Source organism: Luteitalea pratensis, from assembly GCF_001618865.1.
Lineage (GTDB): Bacteria > Acidobacteriota > Vicinamibacteria > Vicinamibacterales > Vicinamibacteraceae > Luteitalea > Luteitalea pratensis.
The window spans coordinates 2,344,153-2,365,026 of sequence record NZ_CP015136.1 but is presented as its reverse complement, the minus strand read 5'-3'; the positions used below and the strand labels follow the sequence as shown (position 1 = coordinate 2,365,026).

At 68.0% G+C, this 20,874-nt stretch carries 19 protein-coding genes; 9 read left to right on the top strand and 10 right to left on the bottom strand.

From position 1 onward, the window contains the following. Positions 1-148: 148 nt before the first annotated feature. From mepK to LuPra_RS32530, 3 genes are all read right to left on the bottom strand, one after another. Positions 149-682 (bottom strand): peptidoglycan L,D-endopeptidase MepK, encoded by a 534-nt coding sequence (gene mepK / locus LuPra_RS09740; protein ID WP_110170567.1) that lies wholly within the window; start codon positions 680-682, stop codon positions 149-151. Between the two features lie 116 nt (positions 683-798). Continuing rightward, positions 799-1,752 (bottom strand): L,D-transpeptidase family protein, encoded by a 954-nt coding sequence (locus LuPra_RS09735; protein WP_162271346.1) that lies wholly within the window; start codon positions 1,750-1,752, stop codon positions 799-801. Next, positions 1,668-2,528 carry a L,D-transpeptidase scaffold domain-containing protein gene (locus LuPra_RS32530; protein WP_162271345.1) on the bottom strand — a complete coding sequence of 287 codons (861 nt, stop codon included), beginning with the start codon at positions 2,526-2,528 and terminating at the stop codon, positions 1,668-1,670. The genes LuPra_RS09735 and LuPra_RS32530 overlap by 85 nt, the downstream gene beginning before the upstream one ends. 195 nt (positions 2,529-2,723) lie before the next feature. Between LuPra_RS32530 and LuPra_RS09730 the strand changes: the two genes are divergently transcribed. Both LuPra_RS09730 and LuPra_RS09725 read left to right on the top strand, forming a co-directional pair. Continuing rightward, positions 2,724-4,010 (top strand): neutral/alkaline non-lysosomal ceramidase N-terminal domain-containing protein, encoded by a 1,287-nt coding sequence (locus tag LuPra_RS09730; RefSeq protein WP_110170565.1) that lies wholly within the window; start codon positions 2,724-2,726, stop codon positions 4,008-4,010. Positions 4,011-4,393: 383 nt separating this feature from the next. Then, positions 4,394-5,284, top strand: a complete 891-nt coding sequence (locus LuPra_RS09725) for a dienelactone hydrolase family protein (protein WP_110170564.1) — start codon at positions 4,394-4,396, stop codon at positions 5,282-5,284. A gap of 522 nt (positions 5,285-5,806) precedes the next feature. Here the strand turns inward: LuPra_RS09725 and LuPra_RS09720 are convergent. Then, positions 5,807-7,423 carry a serine/threonine-protein kinase gene (locus LuPra_RS09720; RefSeq protein WP_110170563.1) on the bottom strand — a complete coding sequence of 539 codons (1,617 nt, stop codon included), beginning with the start codon at positions 7,421-7,423 and terminating at the stop codon, positions 5,807-5,809. 342 nt (positions 7,424-7,765) lie between these two features. On the opposite strand from LuPra_RS09720, the gene LuPra_RS09715 reads away from it, so the two are divergent. The 3 genes from LuPra_RS09715 (at position 7,766) to LuPra_RS09705 (ending at position 10,118) form a co-directional block, all read left to right on the top strand. Then, complete coding sequence (locus LuPra_RS09715; protein WP_110170562.1) at positions 7,766-8,185, top strand: hypothetical protein; 420 nt, start codon at positions 7,766-7,768, stop codon at positions 8,183-8,185. Between the two features lie 152 nt (positions 8,186-8,337). After that, entirely contained in the window at positions 8,338-8,589 is a 252-nt protein-coding gene (locus LuPra_RS09710) for a hypothetical protein (RefSeq protein WP_110170561.1), read from the top strand. Further along, a complete protein-coding gene (locus tag LuPra_RS09705) occupies positions 8,586-10,118 on the top strand; it encodes a B12-binding domain-containing radical SAM protein (RefSeq protein ID WP_110170560.1) in 1,533 nt (510 codons plus the stop codon). Before LuPra_RS09710 ends, LuPra_RS09705 begins: the two co-directional genes overlap by 4 nt. Here LuPra_RS09705 and LuPra_RS09700 read toward each other — a convergent pair. Then, positions 10,115-10,969 (bottom strand): polysaccharide deacetylase family protein, encoded by an 855-nt coding sequence (locus LuPra_RS09700; RefSeq protein WP_234800805.1) that lies wholly within the window; start codon positions 10,967-10,969, stop codon positions 10,115-10,117. The genes LuPra_RS09705 and LuPra_RS09700 overlap by 4 nt on opposite strands. Before the next feature lie 102 nt (positions 10,970-11,071). Here LuPra_RS09700 and LuPra_RS09695 point away from each other — a divergent pair, with 102 nt between their 5' ends. The 4 genes from LuPra_RS09695 to LuPra_RS09675 all read left to right on the top strand — a co-directional run bounded on the left by LuPra_RS09695 (position 11,072) and on the right by LuPra_RS09675 (position 16,738). After that, complete coding sequence (locus LuPra_RS09695) at positions 11,072-11,674, top strand: MliC family protein (RefSeq protein ID WP_157898954.1); 603 nt, start codon at positions 11,072-11,074, stop codon at positions 11,672-11,674. A 122-nt stretch (positions 11,675-11,796) separates the two neighbouring features. Continuing rightward, positions 11,797-14,841 carry a PVC-type heme-binding CxxCH protein gene (locus tag LuPra_RS09690; RefSeq protein WP_157898953.1) on the top strand — a complete coding sequence of 1,015 codons (3,045 nt, stop codon included), beginning with the start codon at positions 11,797-11,799 and terminating at the stop codon, positions 14,839-14,841. A 335-nt stretch (positions 14,842-15,176) separates the two neighbouring features. Beyond that, positions 15,177-15,977, top strand: a complete 801-nt coding sequence (locus tag LuPra_RS09685) for a hypothetical protein (RefSeq protein WP_157898952.1) — start codon at positions 15,177-15,179, stop codon at positions 15,975-15,977. Between the two features lie 383 nt (positions 15,978-16,360). Next, the gene (locus LuPra_RS09675; protein ID WP_110170554.1) at positions 16,361-16,738 is read left to right on the top strand and encodes a hypothetical protein; all 378 of its coding nucleotides are present in this window, start codon (positions 16,361-16,363) and stop codon (positions 16,736-16,738) included. Between the two features lie 225 nt (positions 16,739-16,963). On the opposite strand, the gene LuPra_RS09670 is transcribed toward LuPra_RS09675, so the two are convergent. Genes LuPra_RS09670 through LuPra_RS09650 form a run of 5 tightly spaced genes read right to left on the bottom strand, consistent with a single transcriptional unit; the run spans position 16,964 to position 20,733 of the window. Beyond that, positions 16,964-17,563, bottom strand: coding sequence for a formylglycine-generating enzyme family protein (locus LuPra_RS09670; protein ID WP_110170553.1), 600 nt, complete (start codon positions 17,561-17,563; stop codon positions 16,964-16,966). Between the two features lie 15 nt (positions 17,564-17,578). Further along, positions 17,579-17,848, bottom strand: a complete 270-nt coding sequence (locus LuPra_RS09665) for a hypothetical protein (RefSeq protein ID WP_110170552.1) — start codon at positions 17,846-17,848, stop codon at positions 17,579-17,581. Between the two features lie 18 nt (positions 17,849-17,866). Further along, a complete protein-coding gene (locus LuPra_RS09660; protein WP_110170551.1) occupies positions 17,867-18,694 on the bottom strand; it encodes a DUF1003 domain-containing protein in 828 nt (275 codons plus the stop codon). Between the two features lie 39 nt (positions 18,695-18,733). Continuing rightward, positions 18,734-19,927 (bottom strand): CotH kinase family protein, encoded by a 1,194-nt coding sequence (locus LuPra_RS09655; RefSeq protein ID WP_110170550.1) that lies wholly within the window; start codon positions 19,925-19,927, stop codon positions 18,734-18,736. 11 nt (positions 19,928-19,938) lie between these two features. Beyond that, positions 19,939-20,733 (bottom strand): hypothetical protein, encoded by a 795-nt coding sequence (locus LuPra_RS09650; RefSeq protein WP_110170549.1) that lies wholly within the window; start codon positions 20,731-20,733, stop codon positions 19,939-19,941. Positions 20,734-20,874 lie beyond the last annotated feature (141 nt).

Below are 20,874 nucleotides of genomic sequence, written 5' to 3'. Positions count from 1 at the left end.
CCGGTTTCCAGAACTCACGTGCGGTGTGCCGGGATTGTACGCCGGGAGACGAACACGGGAGACGGGAGTCGGGAATCGCGACGCTGGCCTTCGACATTCCGGCATTCGCGGCATTCCGGCATTACGAGGCTCTTTGTGAGCCGTCGCGCTACCAGCGACGGACGCGGCCGGTGTCGACGTGGACGAAGTTCGATGCCGCGTAGTAGCCGACGCCGCCGCGACGGAGGTCGAGCGCTGCATCGCGCAGCGACTCCAGCGGCACGTCGGCGAGGCGGATGTCGATCGCTTTTCCCTCCATGTGGAGGCTGCCCGACGCGACGCCGCCGCCGTGACTGCGCAGCATCGCGTTGGTGAGTGGCGATCGGTAGCCGGAGATAATCTCGAAGGGCCGCCGGCTCCCCGTTGACGCATGCAGCGCGTGCAGCAGGTCGAGGAGGGCGGGGTCGATGTCGTGCACGTCACCGGTGCGGAAATCGCGCAACAGGTGGTTGACCGCCGAGAGGGCCTGCGGCAGGTACCGCACGCCGTCCATGTACTCCACCTCGAGTTTCTCGGCGGTGTGCAGGTGCGCGAACGTCAACACCCGCGGGCCCACCGTCACGGGCGTGCCGGAGGCCAGGCCCGGGAACGCCAGGACGGGCACAGCTGTCGCGACGGCGCGGAGGAAATGGCGGCGGTCCACTCCTCACCATACCATCCGTCCCGCCGAACGGCCATCCATGCGATGAGGGCTCAGGTAGGGCCGGCTCTCCGACTTGTCCCACCGCAGCCTTGGCGGAGGTGGAGCCCGGCCAAAGACTACCGGGACTGGACCGGATACGGATAGCCCTGCTTCAGCGCCGCATCGAGCAGTTGGTCGTGGCCGTAGATGTCGTCCATGAAGTAGACGACACCCTGCCGGCTCACGTGGACCGTGTCGTAGAAGAGCACGACCGTCATCGGCCGGCGGAGCGTCACCCGCACGGGCGTGTCGCCGTTCATCGCCTCGTCGATGCGCGCACGGGTCCACTCCGGCTGGTCGCGCAGGGCCCAGGTCGCCAGCGCCGCCGGGTCCTCGAGGCGCACGCAGCCGTGGCTCAGATCCCGTCTCGCCTTCGCAAAGCCGCCGCGCGACGGCGTGCCGTGCATGTAGACGTCCTCGTCGTTCGGGAAGATGAACTTCGCAAGCCCCAGCGAGTTGCTGGGCCCCGGCCGTTGCCGCAGTGTGAGACGCCCCTGCTGCACCTTGTCGATATTGTCGGGCGACGGCGCGAGGGCCGGTGCCGTATCGGCCCCGCTGGCCACGATCTCGTACTGGTTGCGCGCGAGGTAGCCCGGATCGCGACGCGCCTTCGGCAGGATCTCGTCCACCAGGATCCGGCGCGGCGGGTTCCAGAACGGCCGGAAGACGATGTACTCGAGTTGTTCGACGAACAGCGGCGTCTGGTGATCGAGCGATTGCCCCACCACCACGTTCATCCGCAGCGGCTCGTCGCGCGTGCGCGGGTCGTTGGCCCACAGCCTGAAGTTGGCAACGTTGACGAAGATGTTCTGGCCCTCGCCCAGCTTCGGCAGCCAGCGCATGCGCTCCATCGCCAACTCGATCTGGCGCACGCGACCCGCGAGCGGAACGTTGATCGCCCGGATCGTGCCAGCGCCGATCACGCCGTCGGCCTCGAGTCCGTGCCTCACCTGGAACCGCTTGACCGCCTCGACGATGCCGCCGGTGTAGTGGGTGTGGGTCTCGTGCACATCGACCACGAGGTCGCCCACGGCACGGAGACGTGCGACCAGTTGCGGGACGCCCGTCCACGCCTGCCCGGGAACGACCTTCTTCTGGCCGGCCGGCAGTGCCGGCACCGGCTCGGGTTCGCCTGCCGCGGCGAGCGTGCGGTAGGTCGCAAGCGTGCCCCATTACGTGCGCGCACGTAATGGGGCACGGTCGGTTCGAGGCTCCGGAGCACGTCGCCCAGCCCGCGGCCCGCGCGGGAGTCCTGCAGCAGCGCGCTGGCGTCGAGCGTCTTGCGTGGCCCGTCGTACTTCCAGCGCACCCGCGCGGGATCGACACGGCCGACGTACACCGCGCGCACCAGCCGCACACTGGCGATGCTGAGCGCCAGGTCGAACTGCGCACGCTCCACCATCGTCGCGCGCCCGGCCTTGAGTGCGGCCCACTGGACCTGTAGCGCAGCGGCGTCGTAATCGGCGGGGGCGAGGCCGAACTCCTGCACGTTGTTGACGGCCAGCACCGCGCCCTCGACCGAAGGCAACGGCGCCCCGCGATCGAACCAGAACAGGCGATCGGGTTCAGCGTCGTAGAGCGGCCACAGGTCCCGCGTCACGTCCTCGAGGGCCCCATGGGTCAGCCCCGGGTGCTGGGCGCCACCGAGAATCTGCGCCACCGTGGCGGCCACGTCGGGATTGGCGGTGGAATTGGGCGGAAGCTGGAACGCCGCAGGCGGCGTGACGAACAGGAGCAACGTGAGCACGGTCGGGTACGGCACATCTCTACTGTACGGTGACGTGCCCGGCAGGGAAATACCCGTCATGCCTCATGCCTCATGCCTGATGCTTGATGCTTGATGCTTGATGCTTGACGCTTGACGCTTGACGCTTCATTGGTCAGGACCATCGCCGGGATCGCGTTTGCGGCGACGTCACGCCGTCGTCCTACGCCCGGGCGTCACGTCTGACGGTCGACGCCGCAAAACGCCTCCCGTTCGGGCGAGAATACGGCTACCTACATGCGCACCGCCTCCGCGATTGTCCTGACACTGTTGTTGCTCACCGCCAGCGCGGCACACGGCGAATTGCGGGCGGGTGTGGCCCGCGTTGAAATCACGCCCGCGACGTTGATGTCGATGTACGGCTACGCCAACCGGAAGTGCGGTCCCGCCAACGGCACGCACGATCCGCTGATGGCCAAGGTGCTCGTGCTCGAGGCGGCCGGCTCGCGCATGGCGATCGTGACCATGGATCTCGGCAGCATGGTGTCAGACACCTTGCGCCAGGACGTCGCGAGCAAGCTCGGGATTCCGATCCTGCTGCAGTCGGCATCGCACACGCACTCGGCGCCTTCGTTCCTGCCGTTCGGGAGCGCGCCCTCGACCAACGACGCGGCGCTCGCCTACCGCGCCGAGCTCGACGCGAAGATCTTCGGTGCGATCGCAGCGGCGGCCAGGACGATGGCGCCGGCGACGCTGAGCGTTGCGCACGGGTCGCTGCGTCTCGGTTACAACCGCTTGCTGCCGCGAGACGATGGGCGGACAAGGGCGCTGTTCGACAACCTCGAACGCGTGCCGTACGGCCCGGTGGATCCGGAGTTCGTGCTGCTGCGGGTGGACGACACCAGCGGTAACCCGCGTGCGCTCCTCATCCACTACGCAACCCACGCCGTCGTCCTCGGGCCTACCAACTGCAAGTACTCGGCCGACTACCCAGGGGTGCTCCAGGCGAAGACGGAGGCGGCCCTGCCCGGTGCGCAGGTGATGTTCGTGCAGGGTGGCGCCGGCGACATCAACCCGATCTTCATGGCGCGGTCAGGCGACGAGGAGAAGGACTTCGGCGTCGTCCAGAAGATGGGCGAGTTGCTCGCCGAAGAGGTCGTGCGCACCAATCGCACGGCGACGCCGGTGCCCATGGGCGCCGAGGGCATCACGGCGACCAGCGAGATCGTCACCGTGAAGGATCGCTGGGATGCCGCGCAGTCGATCGACCTCGGCATCACGACAGTGCTGATCAATCGGACGATCGCCATCGCCGCGTGGCCCGGCGAGGTGATGCACCGGTTGCAGACCGAGTGGAAGGCGCGCGCAGAAGTGCCCGTGCCGCTGTTCTACGGCTACACGTTCAGCAACGGCGGCACCTGGGCCGGGTACGTGCCCGATCTGCGGACGGCGGCACACGGCGGGTACGGCGCGGACGCCAGTACGCGCGTGGAAGTGGGTACCGGCGAACGGCTGCTCGAACGCCACCTGGTCAACCTGTACGGCCTGCTCGGCATGTGGATGGACAAACAGGGCAAGCCCTGACGAATGCCTCATGCCTCATGCCTCATGCCTGATGCCTGATGCCTCACGTCTGACGCCTGACGCCAGACGGTCGGGCACCGTGCACCGGCAATCGCCGAACGTTGAACGCCGAACGTCGCACGCCGACACGGGTCGGGAGTCGGGAGTCGGGAGTCGCCCGGCAAACACGTAGGTGTCGAGCTTGCTCGACACTCGCCGCGTGCAGGGCCACGCGATAAACGCCGGCGTATCGAACGCCGTATATGTAAGCCGGAAGCCGGAAGCCGGAAGCCGGAAGCTGGAAGCTGGAAGCTGGAGGCGGCAGGCTGCAGGTCTCAGGCCAGACCTGAGACCTGAGACCTGAGACTTGAGACTTGAGACTTGAGACTTGAGAGGAGCGAGACGTGGAGCGAAAGACGGCAGCTGATTTCGACCAGGAACTCCTGATCCTGTTCGACGCATACGTGCACGGCGACATCGACCGCCGCGGCTTTCTGGATCGCGCGAGCAAGTTTGCCGTCGGCGGCATGACGGCCGTGATGCTGCTCGAAGCGCTCAATCCGAAGTTCGCCGAGGCGCAGGTGATCCCGAAAGACGATGCGCGCCTGACGACGGAGTTCGTGTTCTATCCGTCACCACAAGGTTACTCGATGACGCGAGGCTACCTGGTGAAGCCGAAGGCGGCCACGGGCAAGCTGCCAGGGATCCTCGTGGTGCACGAGAACCGTGGGCTGAACCCGCACATCGAGGACATCGCACGCCGGCTGGCGCTCGAGAACTACCTGGTGTTCGCGCCCGACGCACTCGCGCCGCTCGGCGGCTACCCGGGCGACGAGGACAAGGCCCGCACCACGTTCGCGACACTGGAGCAGCCGAAGACGCGCGAGGACATGATCGCCGCCGTCCGGTTCCTGAAGACGCAACCGGGCTGCACCGGCAAAGTCGGCGCCGTCGGGTTCTGCTATGGCGGCGGCATCGCCCACATGCTGGCGACCAAGGTGCCCGATCTTGCGGCAGCCGTTCCCTTCTATGGCAACACACCGCCGGTCGAGGCGGCGGCAGCCATCAAGGCGCCGCTGCTCGTGCACCTTGCGGAAAAGGACGAACGCATCACCGGCGGATGGCCCGTCTACGAGGCGGCCCTCAAGGCGGCCAACGTCAAGTACACGGCGCACATCTATCCCGGCGCGCAGCACGGCTTCAACAACGACACGACCCCACGCTATGACGAGGCCTCGGCCAAGCTGGCGTGGTCGCGGACGCTGGAGTTCTTCGCCGCCAATTTGCGCGGCTAGCCGCCTCGACGGAGCCCGGCTCCAGCTGCCGGGCTCGTTTCGTCGGGAGTCGGGAATCGGGAATCGCCGCGGACCTCCGACGTCGGGATTCGGGATTCCCCGCGATGTGTAGCCGTCGACCTTGGTCGACGGTCAGCGGCGTTCCGAGAAGATGGAGACCCGGGTGGCAGCGCCGACCAAAGGTCGGCGCCTACGCTTGGGAGGTAGACGTAAGCCGTCGACCTTCCACCCCCGCCAAGGCTACGGCGGACAAATCAGGTCGACGGACGCCAGCGCGGGGAGTCGGGAGTCTGGAGTCGCCGAACGATGCCGGCGGTGGCGTTCAGCGTTTGTCGCGCCTGTCCTCGCCGGGCCTTGTTCGACGTTCGTTCCTCGCGTACGAGGTTCGGGCCCTGCCTGAGACTTGAGATTTGAGACCTGAGACTTGAGACCTGAGACGTGTGCCCTCGGCGGGAACGGTCGGCGTTCAGCGTTCAGCGTTAGGCGTTAAGCGTTAGGCGTTAGAGGCGTTGGCTCTCCCCGTCACTCCCGTTTCGGCAACACGACCTTGACCGCCGTGGTGTCGGCAGCCAGGCGTCGCTTCGACGGGTCGATCGGGTGGTGCAGGTTCCACCAGTCACGCGCTCGCCCGCGGTCCCACGCCGGTACGTCGGGGAGACATCCCAGTCGCTGGGCCAGGATCTCCGCCGTGGGCGGCCGATCCGCGGGCGACTTGGCGAGGCATTCGAGGATCAGCGCATCGAGTGCCGCCGGGATCGGCAGCTCGGTACGGTGCGAAGGCGGCTCCGGCTCGGTCTGCGAATGCGCGACCGCCATCGCCATCGCGGTGGCCCTCGGGAACACGAGCGAGCCCGTGAGCAGCCAGTAGCCGACGCAGCCGAGGGCGTAGATGTCGGCACGACCGTCGATCTGTCGCTTGCCGAGCGCCTGTTCTGGCGCCATGTAGGCCGGTGTGCCACCGACCCGATCGACGTTGGTCGGGGCGGCGTCGCTGCCCGTGAGGGCAGCGTCCGGCTTCACGAGGCCGAAGTCGAGGACCTTGACGAAATCGATGTCGCGGCCGTACCGGCAGAGGAAGATGTTGGCCGGCGTGATGTCGCGATGGACGAGGCCGATCGCATGCGCCTCGGCGAGGGAATGACACGCCTGCGTCAGCACGCGGACGACACGTTCGACAGGCAACGGTCCGAAGCGCTCGACGAGGGTCTTCAGGTCGAACCCGTCGAGCAGTTCCATCACGTAATAGAACGCGCCCTCGTCGGTCATGCCGTAGTCGAACAGGCCGATCGTGTGCGGCGATTGCAGCAGCGCCGTCGTCTGCGCCTCGCGCTCGAATCGCTGCCGCAGCGAGGACTGCTTGGCGGCACCGGCCGCCTCGAACACCTCGGGGCGAATCAGCTTGACCGCCGCCGGCCGCGCCAGCAGCCTGTGCCTGGCCCGCCAGACTTCTCCCATCCCGCCTGCACCGAGGCGTTCCTCCAGCTGGTAGCTCCCGAGATCGAGGGCGCGCTTCAGGTCAATGCCGAGGCTGTAGACGAGGCGCGAGCCGACGCCGGCAATCACGACGACGATCAGGTACGGCAGCACGACCTGCAGGAAGTACTGGAGTGGGGCAATGGGCGGCAGGTAGCCGACGGCGATGGCCACGCCGCAGACGATGGGTACGACGGTCGCCGATCCGAGCGCCGCCGCCAACGCCAACGGTGGGCTGCTCGGCACGGTGATGGTGAACGCCAGCATCCACACCGCGACCCATGAGAGCCCGCGCAACGGCGACATCGCGGTCGCGCCGACCTGAGGCTGGAGGTACTCGGCGCAGGCGATACCGAGGCTGCCCAGCACCTGGTAGAACAGGCCGAGCCGGACGATCGCCTCGCTCGATCGCCCCGGACGACTGGCCAGATAGGCCACCACCAGGCCGGAGGCAATCGACAGGACGGTCGGGAGCCACCGCAGCGGGCTGGCAAGGAACTCGACGCGCTCGGCCGGCAGGAGGAGCACCGGGACCAGGCCGGCGGCGAAGAAGGCGCCCGCATAGACCAGCGCCATCACCCTCAGGCGCCGCCCCGCCTGCGCCATCAGCGCCGGGGGCAGCGACGTCAGCGAGCTGGCCTGCACCGGTCCCGGGAGTGTCGTCATTTCCGCCCCAGTATGGAGGAACACCGGGTACCGGGTACCGGGTACCGGGTACCGGGTTCCGGGTTCCGGGTTCCGGGTACAGCCGGGCACAAGTTTTCGGATACCGGGCACCGTGTAAAGCTCGATACGGCGTTCGGCGTTCGGCGTTCGGCGTTCGTCGGGCCTTAATGCCCCCGGGTGCCGGGTTCCGGGTACACGTCGGGCACCGTGTGAAGGCGTTAAGCGTTAAGCGTTCAGCGTTCAGCGTTCTCCCGGTATCATCGCCCATCCACGGATGAGTCCGCGACGTGCGGCCTCCCGACATCGAGAGCCCCGCGCCGGTCGCGCGGATGGAGTGCACGTATGCCTGCTTCACTGCACACGAACCCCAGGACGCATTTCTGGATTGCTGGCGCCGCCCTGCTCTGGAACTTGTTGGGCCTCATGGCGTTCGTCATGCAGGTCTCCCTGAGTCCGGAGCAGGTAGCCGCCCTGCCCGCCGCGGACCGGGCGGTGCACGAGGCGACGCCGGCCTGGCTGACGGCGGCGTTCGCCCTCGCGGTGGGCGGTGGCGTGCTCGGGTCGATTGGCCTGCTGCTCCGCCAGCGATGGGCAGTCGCGGCCTTCGCCGTGTCCCTGCTCGCCCTCGTGGTGCAGATCGCGGGCGGCTACCTGGTCACGCCGGTGTGGCAGGCCTCCGGCGCCGCTGGCGCCGCGATGCCCACGCTGTTGCTGACCATTGGCGTCGTATTGCTGTGGTACGCCCGCCGGAGGACGACCTGAGCGGCTAAGAATGCGTGCGGAGTCAGCGATCGAAGTGTGGTAGGTAGGACTACCGGAGTAACCCTCCAGACGTGCTACGCTCAGCAGAACCGTTCTCGAGCCAGCCTTCGTCACCGCAGCCTGCGGTCACGCCGAATCGCCTGGGACTCCCGATGCGTCAGCAGGCAGGCGGTGGATCACGCCCGATCCACCCGTGGAAGGCCGGAAACATGGTCAAACGACCCGTAGAGATCGGGGCTTTTCAGTTCGTCGTCCTGTCGCGCCTCCGCGCGACGCAACTCATGGCCGGCTGCACACCACGCCTTGCCGGCGTCCACACGGCCGCGGTCATGGCGCAGATGGAAGTGGCTGACGGCCAAGTCAAGCGCCTCTATTCCGAAGAAGGGGACGACCTCATCCGATGAAGGTGCATCTCGTCAATCCCAGTCACGTGTCGTTCGGCATCGGCGTCATCACCCCGCGATGGATGTACGTGCTGGCGTCAGCGACTCCCGACACCTATGGCACGCCGATCCTGTGTGACGAGACACTGGAGCCCCTGGACTTCGACAGCATCAGCGCCGGCGACATCGTCGGCATCAGCATCCACACCGGCAACGCGCTGCGCGGCTACGAAGTCGGTGTGGCGGCGCGAGCCGCCGGCGCCACGGTGGTGTTCGGCGGCATTCACGCGACGCTGTACCCGGACGAGGCGCGTGATCTCGGGCAGGCACATGCGGTGGTGGTCGGCGACGGCGACGCCGTGTGGTCGGTGGTGTTGTCAGACGTGACGTCTGGCGCCTTGAAGCCGCTGTACGACGGAGGCCGCATCGAGGGCGCCGAATTCCGCGCGGGTCGTTGGGATCTGCTGCCGCCCGGCAAGTACATGTGGGCCTCGGTGCAGACCGTGCGCGGCTGCCCGAAGCACTGCTCGTTCTGCTCGGTGTGGCGGACCGATGGCCAGAAGCCGCGCAACCGCACCGTCGACATGGTGGTGAACGAGATTCTCGGCCTACGCCGCCAGGGCTTCCGCTTCATCGCGCTGGCCGACGACAACTTCTACCCCGTGACGCTCGAGGACCTGCGCATGGCCGCGCGCCGCGACAACCCGGCGCGCCTCGAAGAACTGAAAGCGATCCGGGCCGAGCGATTCGAGCTGATGGACGCGCTGGCCCGCCTGCCGAAGGACTCCGTGTTCTTCACGCAGATAACAATGGAGGCGGCCAACGACCCCGAGTTCCTCGACGCCATGAATCGCGCCCACATCAAGGGCGCGCTGGTCGGCGTGGAGTCGGTGACGCCCGAAGGCCTGAAGGACGTCTACAAGGGCTTCAACGTCGCCGGTGAGGAACTGGTCACGCGCCTGCAACAATTCCGCAAGCACGGCGTCCACGTGCTCGGGTCGTTCATCTTCGGCCTGCCGAGCGACAGGCCCGAGACCTTCGACACGTGCCTCTCGGTGGCCGAACGCGCCGACGTCACGTTCGCGCAGTTCGTGATGCTGACGCCGTTCCCGGGGACGCTGGACTTCGCCGCGTGGGAGAAGACGCAGGGCGAGTCGCCGGAGGCCGTCAACGGCATCCCGGTCACACGCCACTGGCTGATCCCGCAGGCGGTGCGCCCCAAGGTCTACATCGAACACCCGGTGATGAGCCCGAACGAGATCCGCGAACGCACGCAAGGCGTGTGGGACCGGTTCTACTCCACCAAGAGCATCTGGAAGCGGGCCAAGGTCGTGAAGTCGCTGAAGGCGCGACTGATGTTCCTGCTGATCTCGAAGATCTATCGCCAGATGTACGCCAACACCGGCATCGCCACCGACAGCGCCCGTGTCAGCCGTTCGGTACGCTGGGCGCGGCTGATGGCGATCCCGTGCCAGAAGCTGTTCGCGGGCACGCCGATGCCGAACCTGCAGTTGCGTCCGGTGGATCAGGACAAGGCCGCAGCCGCCTAGGGGCGACCGCGGCGTCTGGCGACGACATCGGCGGCCTCCGCCACCGTCGCCAGCCAGATGCCGTTGGCCGGATCCTTGACGTACGCGAACAACTCGTCGAGCATCGCGACGCGGGTGGTCTGACGACCACCGGCGCCGATGTCGTGGCCCGCCAGCACCAGCCAGGCCCCGCTCTTGCGGGCCTCATCGAGCAGCGGCCGGATCTGCCCGAAGTCCTTGCCGTCCATTTCCACGCCCAGCGTCTGTGCCAGGTCCACGTACGACGGATCGTTGGCCGCCTCGTCGAGCCAGCCACGGCCGGCCAGGAACAGCTCGGCGACAACCGGGACGTAGCTCTGCGTATCCTTCCCCCGTCCGACGAACGTCTGGCCGCACGGGTAGGCAAACGTCCGCGGCGTCACGCCGAGCAGTGCTGCGATGCGGCGGTTGGCTTCGGCCAATTCGTCGCGCATGCGCGGGATCGAGTGCTCCTCGAGCGCCTTCTGCCGTGAGAACGGGAAATTGCCGCTGCACGAATGCGTCAGCGAGTGATTGCCGATCTCGTGACCGGCCGCGGCGGCCTGTTTCCAGCCCTCGAGGTGACGCTCCACCGCCGAGGGCACGACATACAACGTGACCTTGGCGCCATGTCGTGCGAACACCGGCAGTCCCTGCGTGACCTGGCTCTCCCGCCCGTCGTCGAACGACAGGCTCAGCGCCATGCGGGCACCGCCGGGCCAGGCCACGGCATCGGCGGCTGCGGGCGCCTGCGCGCGCAGCGCACGTCCGGGCATCAGCAGGAGGACGAAGGCGCCCGCGAGAGCCGCCGCGAGGCAACGATTGACGGGTGACCTACGGGATAGGACACGCATGGGGGTAGCTCCGCGGGCCATGGTACCGGATGGCACTGGCAGGAAGGGACAGCCGCGACAGTGCAGTTGCCGGCCGCTGACGGGGGGCGTACGCTGCTCGCCATGACGCGCCTTGCCTGCCTGTCGCTCGCCCTGGTCGCCACCCTGGCACGGGGCGGGGTCGCGGTCCGCGCGCAGGCGCCGACCGGACCGACCTTCGACTGCACCAGGGCGGCGGGCAAGGTCGAGACGCTGATTTGCACGGACGAAGCTCTGGCGACCCTCGACCGTCGCCTGGCTGACGTGTACGCCAAGGCCATCGCCGGGTCTCCGGCCAACGTCGCCGCAACCCAGAAGGCGCTGCAGCGGGGGTGGATCAAGGGCCGCGACGACTGCTGGAAATCGGCCGAGACGAAGACGTGCGTGCAACGCGAGTACCGGTCGCGGATCGCGGAGCTCCAGATCGTCTCCGGCCAGGTGGAGGGGCTCTCACCGGTGAGCTTCAGGTGCAGCGGTGCGCCGGCCGCGCCGGTCACGGCGACCTTTTACAACGAGACGGATCCCGCCAGCACCGTGCTCACCGTGGGGACCGACCAGGTCATCGCGTTCCGGCAGCCTGCCGCGAGCGGCACCAGTTACGCCGGCAGCAACGTGGACTACCGCGAGCACCAGGGCGCGGTGACCATCAACTGGTTCGGCGCGACGCTCGCCTGCACCCGCCGCTGACCGCCTCCGGCCGCGTCCGGCGGCGCCTTCGTCGTGGCCAGCGGGCATGTGTCAAGGTGAGACGATTCACATAGACTCTGACCCTGCAGGTCTCTCTTTCATCACGAGGTAGGGTGGTTTTGTTGACACGTTCGAGCATCACTGGCGGAGTCCTCGCGCTTGCCGTCTTCCTGGGCGGTCGCGCGCTCGTTGGCCAGTCCGGTCCGGGCGGTCCTCCGTACACCCCCGCGCAGTCGATGGCGATGATTCGGACCGAGCCAGGCTTCCGGCTGGAGTTGGTCGCCAGCGAGCCCGACGTGCAGAGCCCCGTGGCCATGGACATCGACGAGGATGGCCGGTTCTGGGTCGTCGAGATGCCGGGCTACCCGCTCGACGTGAGCCCGACAGGTCGCGTAAAGGTGCTCGAGGACACCGACGGCGACGGCCGCATCGACAAGAGCACGCTCTTTGCCGACAACCTGCGGCTGCCAAGCGGCGTGATGCGCTACAAGAAGGGCATCCTGGTGACGAGCCCGCCGGACCTGATCTACTTCGAGGACGTCAACGGCGACGGCAAGGCAGACACCCGCGAGGTCGTGCTCACCGGCTTTGCGAAGACCAACCCGCAGCACGCGGTGAACCACCCGGTGTACGGGCTCGACAACTGGATCTACCTCGCCCACTCGGGCGGCTCCGAGCCGGTGATCTATCGCGAGTTGTTCGGCGACAAGGGGACCGATCTGCGGTTTGCCGCGATGCCCGACGGCAAGGCGCTCGACGCCAAGGGCCGCGGCGTACGCCTCAAGCCGGACGAGCACAAGGTCGAGGGCCTCTCGAGCCGCACCCAGTACGGCAACGCCTTCGACGTGTACGGCCACTTCTTCGCGCACAACAACTCGATTCACCAGCGCCACGAGGTGATCGCCGCGCGGTACCTCGAGCGCAACCCGCAATTGCTGCTGCCGAGCGCGATGGCGGAGATCTCCGACCACGGCAACAACAACATCATGCCGATCACGCACGGCGCGCGGTTCGACCTGCTGACCGAGGCGGGCCAGTTCACGTCGGCGTGCGCGCTCACCGTTTACTCCGGCGGTGCTTTCCCCGATGGGTTCGAAGGCACGACGTTCATCGCGGAGCCGGTACACAACCTCGTCCACCGCGACGTCCTGACGCCGAAGGGCTCGACGTTCGTGGCCAGCCGGGCCCGTGACGACATGGAATTCCTGGCGGCGCAGGACAGTTGGTTCCGGCCGGTGAACTTCTACATCGGCCCGGACGGGGCGCTGTACGTCATCGATTACTACCGCCCCTACATCGAACATCCGGAATGGGCATCGAGCGATCTGCAGAAGTCGCCCGAGGTGCTGTCCACCGGCAAGGACCGCGGCCGGATCTACCGCGTCGTCGCGACGACGGGGCCGGGCGCCACGCGCACGACCACGCGACCGAAGCTGGGATCGGCGACCGATGCGCAACTCGTCGAGGCGCTCGGCAGCCCCAACGTGTGGTGGCGCAGGACGGCGCAGCGCCTGCTCGTGCACGGCAAGCGGCGTGACGCCGTGCCAGCGCTGGTGGCACTCGCCGCCAGGCGCCCATCGGCGATTGCCCGGCTGCACGCCCTCTGGACGCTCGAGGGCCTCGAGCGTCTCGAGGTGCCGCAGGTGGTGCAAGCCATGAAGGACCCCGACCCCGGCGTGCGTGAGAACGCGATCATGCTGTCGGAGCGCTGGCTGCCGCAGGCCGTGGTGTCGGACGCGCTGCTGGCCATGACACGCGATGACAACGCGCGGGTGCGCTTCCAGTTGCTCGCCACGCTCGGGTCGATCGACACGCCGGCGTCCCAGGGCGCGCAGGAGCAGTTGCTGCTGGCAGGAATCGAGGACGAATGGGTCCAGGTGGCGGCGCTGAGCGCCTCGTCCGATCGCGCCATCGCGTATTTCGACCGCGCACTGCAGCCGGGATCCGCGTTGGCGGCCCTGGAGTCGCCGGGGCGCGCGAAGTTCTTCGACCGCCTCGGCGGCGTGCTCGCGGCGCGGGGGAAATCGGACGAACTCGCGAAGGCGATCGGCGCCGTGACCGATCCGCAGGCGCCCGCGGGCGACTGGTGGCGGGCGTCGCTGCTCGAAGGGATGGCTCGCGGCCTGAGCGGCACCGGCGATCGCCGCAAACTCGCCGGTAGCCACGGCGTCCTGCTGACGCTCGCGACCGGCGACCAGGCGCGCGTGCGTCGCGCCGCGGTGATGCTGCTCGGCGTGAGCAATGTCGAACCAGGCGCTGCGGCCACCGCCGCAGCCACCCAGGCCGCGCGCGCCGCCGCCGACCGCAGCATGCCGGCAGACACACGGGTCGACGCGATCACGCTGCTGGCGCTGATCGACGCGCCTGCGCACCAGCCGCAGTTCGAGGCCGTCATCGCCCCGAACGAGCCCGAGGCCGTGCAGATCGCCGGCGTCACGGCACTTGGCCGCATTCCGGGGGCAGGCACGCCGGCGTTCCTCCTGGCGAAGTGGCCGGCGTTGTCGTCCAACGTGCGAACGACGGCAGCCACCGTGATCCTCGCGCGGCGCGAGGGCTCCATCGCCATGCTGGACGCGCTGCAGCAGGGCACTGTCAAGCGGTGGATGCTCAACTTCGGGCACACGCGAAGCCTGATCATGCATCGCGACGAGGGCATCCGCGCACGCGCCCGCACGGTGCTCGAGGAGGCGCCGGAAGCCCGCGCCGCGCGCCTGGCGCGTTATTCGGCGGCACTCGGGGGCCGCGGCGACGCCGCGCAGGGCGCGGGCGTGTACACGAAGTACTGCGCAATGTGTCACCAGATCGACGGCAAGGTCGGCGTCGAGATGGGACCGGACCTCTCCACCGTGCGTCACCAGCCGATGCCGGTGCTGCTGGCGAACATCCTCGAGCCGAACCGATCCATCGCGCAGCACTACGAGACCTACTCGGTGGAGCGCACGCCGGGCGACCCGCTGGTCGGGCTCATCGGCGACCAGTCACCGACGAGCGTCACGTTCCGGCAGGGACCGGGCGTCACCACGACCGTCAGACGCAGCGACATCAAGGTGATGACCGTCGTGCCGCAGTCGATCATGCCGGAGTCGTTCGCCGAGCAGATCACACCCGACGACATGGCCCACCTGCTCGCGTTCCTCACCTCGACGCCGCGGACGGCAGCGCGCTGAGGGAAACGCACATGACGAACGCGCAACGCCGAACGCTGAACGCAGAAGCCGGATCGCAGGTAGGGACCGCATCGTTGGTAGGGACCGCATCGCTGGTAGGGACCGCATCCTTGGTAGGGACCGCATCCTTGGTAGGGACCGCATCCTTGGTAGGGACCGCTCTCCGAGCGGTCCATCTCCTCCACCGCTGTCGAATCACGCCGAACCCGCCCGCGGCTCTCGGGTGGAGATGGACGACTCGGATGAGGCCATGGATGACTCGGAGAAGGCCATGGACGGCTCGGATGAGGCCATGGACGGCTCGGAGAGCCGTCCCTACCTTATTGATGTTGGTGATGCCCGTGCCCGTGTTTGCTCAGTTACCCGACGCGAAGTTGGCGACGCCGGCGGTCATCGCCGCGGCGCTGCTCGACGAGACACGGGACCAGAAGGCACGTGAAGCACTCGCGCGCGAGGCCTCGCCGCGAGCCACGCCAGTCGTGCACGCGTTGCTTGCCGGCATGCCCGATCGCGACGAGGCCGAGGAGTATCGCCGCATTCCGTGGATCTGGCGCGTTGCCGTCGCCGCGGGCCGTGCGCGCGACGAGGCGGCACTCGAGGCGCTGATGGATTTCTCGATGCCGCGAGACGACGAGCGCCTGCGCGACTGGCAGGCGGTCGTGCTCGGCGGTGGCGTCGTCATGGGGCTGTCGCAGGCCGGCACGTCACCGCGTGACGTGATTGCGCCGTGGCTCGCCGGGGATGCGACTCGTCACGCCCGCTGGTCGCGCACGCTCGACCTCGCCGAGCGCATGGCCGACGATGCCGGTGTCCGTAATGGGACGCGGTACGACGCGCTGAGGATGCTCGCGGTGTTGCCGTTCGATCGCGTCGGCGCCCAGCTGACGCGCTATCTCTCGCGCGACGTGAACGCGGAGCTGCAGATGGGCGCAATCGGCGGCCTTTCGGACCTGCCCGATCCTCGCGCCATCGAGGCGCTCGTCCAGCACATGCCCCAGTACACCGAGCGCAACCGCGGGCTTGCGATCACCGCGCTCCTGAAGAGCGACGCGGGACGTGTCCGGCTCAAGGCCGCCATTGCCGCAGGCGCCGTGCAGGACGCATGGCTCACCCCGGAGCAGCGCGCCAAGCTCTGAGGCCCTGGGGTCCGTAGACCGGCTGGCCGGTCGCACGTGCCCAGCGCGACAATCCCCGATCCCGATCCGCGATCCCCAATTCCCGATTTCCCGGTTCCCGGTTCCCGATTCCCGATTCCCGGTTCCCGGTTCCCACTCCCGGTTCCCGACTCCCGATCCCAGTGGTGCATCCCACTGAGCGAGGCGTACCCGTAGATGTTGCGATTTTGTGGCGCCAACCCTCGATCTGAGCCGAGTTGTCGCAGCTTCTTGCCATCGCCGTGAAGACTTGCGCCGCGTGTCATGAACGAGGAACGAGGCCGATAGGGCGGGCGTATTCCCCTGCAGAACGCCAACGCTGCGCCGGCGTCCTCATCCCCAAGGCACAGCAGGAGTCACATACGATGCGTAGCTTCCTTCTCTCTGCTCTCGGTCTCGTCGCCCTCGTCGGCAGCGCCGCTGCCCAGCCGCTGCCCACCGAACTCTGGGCCGGCGGCGTCATCGTCAAGGTCGACAGCGCCGCGCGCACCGTCGACGTGCGCCAGGGCGCCAGCGAGCAGACCTACGTCCTCGCCGCCGACGCCGACGTCAAGGATGGCAGCAAGACCGTCACCGACCTCGGCGCGGCCGTCGGCCAGCAGGTCCGCCTGAAGTACGTCACCACCGGTACCACCCGCACGACCAGCATCGTGAAGTTGCTCGGCGTCCCGAAGGCCGGCAGCGCCGCAGCGGCCTCCGCGGCAGCGGTCAAGGCGACGCAGCCAGCAGCAACGCCTGAGTAACGCTTAATTAATGCCTAACGCTTAACGCCTAACGCTTCGCGGCTGCAGCCTGCGGCGTACCGCCTACGGCCTAGGGCTTACGGCTTATGGCCTGCGGCTTACGGCTTAGGACAAGTCCAGACCGACTCTCGCGCCTGACGCTCGACGAAGCATGCTGAACGTCAGAGCTCAGGCGCGAAACATGTAAGCCTTGGGCTGCTGTATGTAGGCTGTAGGCTGCAGGCCTCAGGCGTCAGCCGTGACGAGCGCGACGCGAAATCCGATGTGATCCGAGGATCGCTCGGGCTCGTAGCGCAATCGCGCGGCCGATCGGCAGTACCAGTACTCGTCGTTCCAGGCACCGCCGCGCCGGACACGGGAGTAAGTGCCATCCCGATTGGGTACGCCACGTGTCGCGGAGAGATCGGGATCGTCGCCGCCCGGCAGTCGCGCGTGGTACCAGTCGCGGCACCACTCGAACACGTTGCCGTGCATGTCGTACAGTCCCCACGCATTGGCGCGGTAGCGCCCGACTGGCGCCGAGCGCCCGACCGCCGGTGGCCCTGTCCCTTCGCCGGCGGCGCCAACCATGTTGGCGTCGGCGTTGGTGAGCACAGGACCGAAGGCCGTTGCCGCGGTGGAACCGGCGCGGCAGGCGTACTCCCACTGGGCCTCGGTGGGCACTCTGAACACCCAGCCGTCCGGCAACGTGCCGTCCCCGCGCGCACGCGCGGTCAACGCTGCGCAATGCGCTTCGGCGTCTGCATAGGTGACCCAAAAGACCGGTACGTCGTCGCCGAGCCCGAACCGCGTCGTCGGGGGTTCTGCAGGCCAGGCGCCCGACACGGCGCGCCATTGCCCCTACGTCGTTTCATGGGCCGCCATCCAGAAGCCGCGGGTAAAGCGCACGCTCACCTGCGCCTCGTCGTCGCGCCGACGCGGTTCGTCGCCAGGGCTGACCATGAGGAACGTCCCAGGCGGGCACCATCGACATGCCACGCCGGCAAACGTGCGCGCGGTGCCCGCAACTAGCGGAGGATCGCCGGTCTGGGCATTCGAGTCAGCGCTACCGAAGGCCGGCCATGCCGCGCCGGCTGTCAGCGCGTGGAGCACGTCGCGTCGCGAAAGCATGGGGCGGATCGTAGCGCTCTAGGTGCCTGGCGCCCCGCGGTCGTCCAGCCGCTGCTCGAGCTCCTCGATCGCGCGTTGCTGCCGCTCGACAAGGGCGATGAGCCTGGCCCAATCCTGTTCCCGGAGCAGATCGAGCTTGGCGTGCAGGGCCATCACCTCCACCTCCGCGCGGACGTTGATCTCGTAGTCGGCGCGGGCGTCGGAGCGATCCTTCGCCGACTGGCGGTTCTGGCTCATCATGATCACCGGCGCCTGCAGCGCCGCCACGCACGAGAGCAGCAGGTTCAGCAGGATGAACGGGAAGGGATCGAAGGGCCGGGCGGTCCCCTCGTTGTAGGCCATCCAGCTGACGAGGATCACGCCGAACAGGCCGATGAACGTCCAGCTGCCGCCGAACCGCGCGACGCCATCTGCGAGGCGGTCGCCAAATGTGGCCTGGGCATCGAAGGCCGCGTTGGGGTCGCGGGCCGTGTGTTCACGGGCGACGAACGCATGCAGCACGCGACGCTCGAAGGCCCCGAGGCGCGTCAGCAACCGGTCGAGGTCGGTGCCGTTGGACGGACCGTTCTGCTCCGGATCGTCGGACACCGCACGCTGCCATCCCGCGCCAGCGCGAATGATACCGATCAGCAGGGCCGCCCCCGTCAAGGCCATCACGACATGCGCGAGCGCATTGTCGGGAGCAACGAAGCCGAGTCGGCGGAAGACCCAGCCGCCGATCAGGGCGCCGAGCCAGCCGGTCACGAGATCACCGGCCAGCCCGAAGTCGCGTGAGGATCGCGTGAGGACGCGGACGAAGCTCCCGGCGACGAGTCCGGACGCACTCCAGAGCAAGAGGTGCAGCATGGGCGATGGTAGATCGCCAGGGCCCCGAGGCCGCGGTGGTTACTGCGTCGCGCGCGCGGCTTCGATCTGGGCGAGCACGCGTGACGGGCGATCGACGGCGAACGCGTGCAGCGCGGAGAGCGTTTCGGCTCGTGTCGCCTCGCCGAACTGCTTGCGCGCATCCTGCGCCGCGGCCGCATCCACGAGTGCCGCGGATGCCTCGACCTGCGCGGCGAGCCATCCATCGCCGGCGGCGATCTCGGCGCACTTCTGCAGCTTTTCGAGGTAGTACGCGCGCAGGTCCGGGAACGACAGCGCCTGGCGGATCAGCACGTTCTCCTCGACCCGCAGGAAGATGCCGGCATCGACGTCCCCGAACGACTGGTCCTTGTCCCACGGGACGATCTGGTGCTGCGTGCCGTCGGCGCCCCGATGCACGTAGAAGTTGTTCATGCCCCACGCGCCGAGCAGCCCGTCGTTGTCGGCGGTGAACGTCTCGACGGCCAGGTAGGCCAGCAACTGGTGCAGGTCTACCAGCGACTCGACCCGCGCGCGCCACGCCTCGCCGGACGCATCCGAGGAGGCCGTGAACAGATCACGCAGCGGTGCGTACAGGGTCTGCTGCGCCTGCTTCTCGTGCGTTCGCGCCTCGAACAGCGGCACGTAGGCGCCTGAATCGCTACCGAGATCCTCGCCGTGCCACACGCCGACGTACTTGTACTCGAAGAGCACGCCATCGTCGTTGCCGATGCGAGTGAGGAACTGCGAGTCGAGTTCCTCGGTGATCGTGTACAGGCCTTCGTAGTCGCCGTTGATGAAGACCCGCACGAACACCTCGCGCGGCGTCGGCACGCCGAGGCGCTCGTACAGCGCCATCGCAATGCGCTCGCGCACCAGCGAGCCGTCCTGCCAGAGGTTGTCGAGCACCAGCGCCTTGTGGCCCGCGAACAACTTGCCGGTGGTGTACCGGTTGAAGTCCACGCGCAGGCCGAGCTTGGTCGCGTTGCGACTTCCGAGGCCGCGCGAGCGGATGCCGACGTTGCGCACCTTGATGCCGCGGTACTCGAAATCGGCCGGGTAGTAGGTGTTCTCGGAGGCGGTGGCGCGCAACTGCGCGAGGTCCCTGCCGTTGATGGACAGCTGTACGTCGCGCACGCCGTCCTGCTCGAAGATGTCGACGTCCTGGGCGCGGCCCGGAGCGGCGAGTCCTGTGAGCAGGAACAGCGCGATCGCGAGAATGGCGATGCGTCGCATGGCGATGGTCCTCAGAAGGCGGCGCGCGCGGACGACTGCGGCGTCCGCGCATCGGCGGTTGCCGTGGCGGCGTCAACCGAAGGCGGCGCCTGCAGTTCGCGCGGCAGCACGCTGGCCAGGTCACGGGTGATGGTGGCGCCGATCTCGCCTTCGAATGCAAGAACGTCGCGTACGGGCCGGTCGTACGTCTGGGCCCACAGGTGCGCGTCGGTCGCGGCGTCGATGAGCTGCACCGTCACGCGCGCCCGATCGCCCTGTCGCACGATCGACCCTTCCACGACGACGTCCACGCCGAGTGTGGCAGCGATGTCACGCAGTGGCGCCGACGCCTTCCGCACGTGCATCGCAGAAGTGCGCGAGGTGACGTGCACGCGGCCTCCCCGCGCGAGTGCGGCGGTCAGCGCCTCGGTGACACCATCGGCGAGCGACGTGCCCGTGGCATTGGGTGAGAAATCTTCGAACGGCAACACGGCCAGCGCCGGGCCGCTCGTGCGACGGACGCGAACCACGGTGGCGGCACCTGGCTCGGCGCGGCCCTGAACGGCTGCGGGCGCCGTGGCGGCTGCGGCGGCGGCAACCTCAGCTTTCCTGCCCGCATGATTCGTGACGAGCGCGTAGCCCAGCCCGACAGTAGCCATGGCGCCGATCAACTGAGCCGTGACGCGACCGGCAAAGCCGATCCACGCCGACCGCAGCTTGCTGCGCTTCTTCGGGGGGTGAGGTGACGCCTCGGCGGCAGGGACCAGTTCCGACACCGGGGCGTGGGAGGGAATGAGGGGAGATGAAGGCGAGTTGTGGTCCGTCATGGCTGGTGTGATAAACGAGCGGCGTCAGTCGATCCGACGCGCCTCGTTACGCTCTGTCAGCCTTAGACGACGCGGTCGTGGCATTTCCGTGGCATGTTGGCGTCACGTTCAGGTCAGCTCGTCACCGATCTGTGACAGATC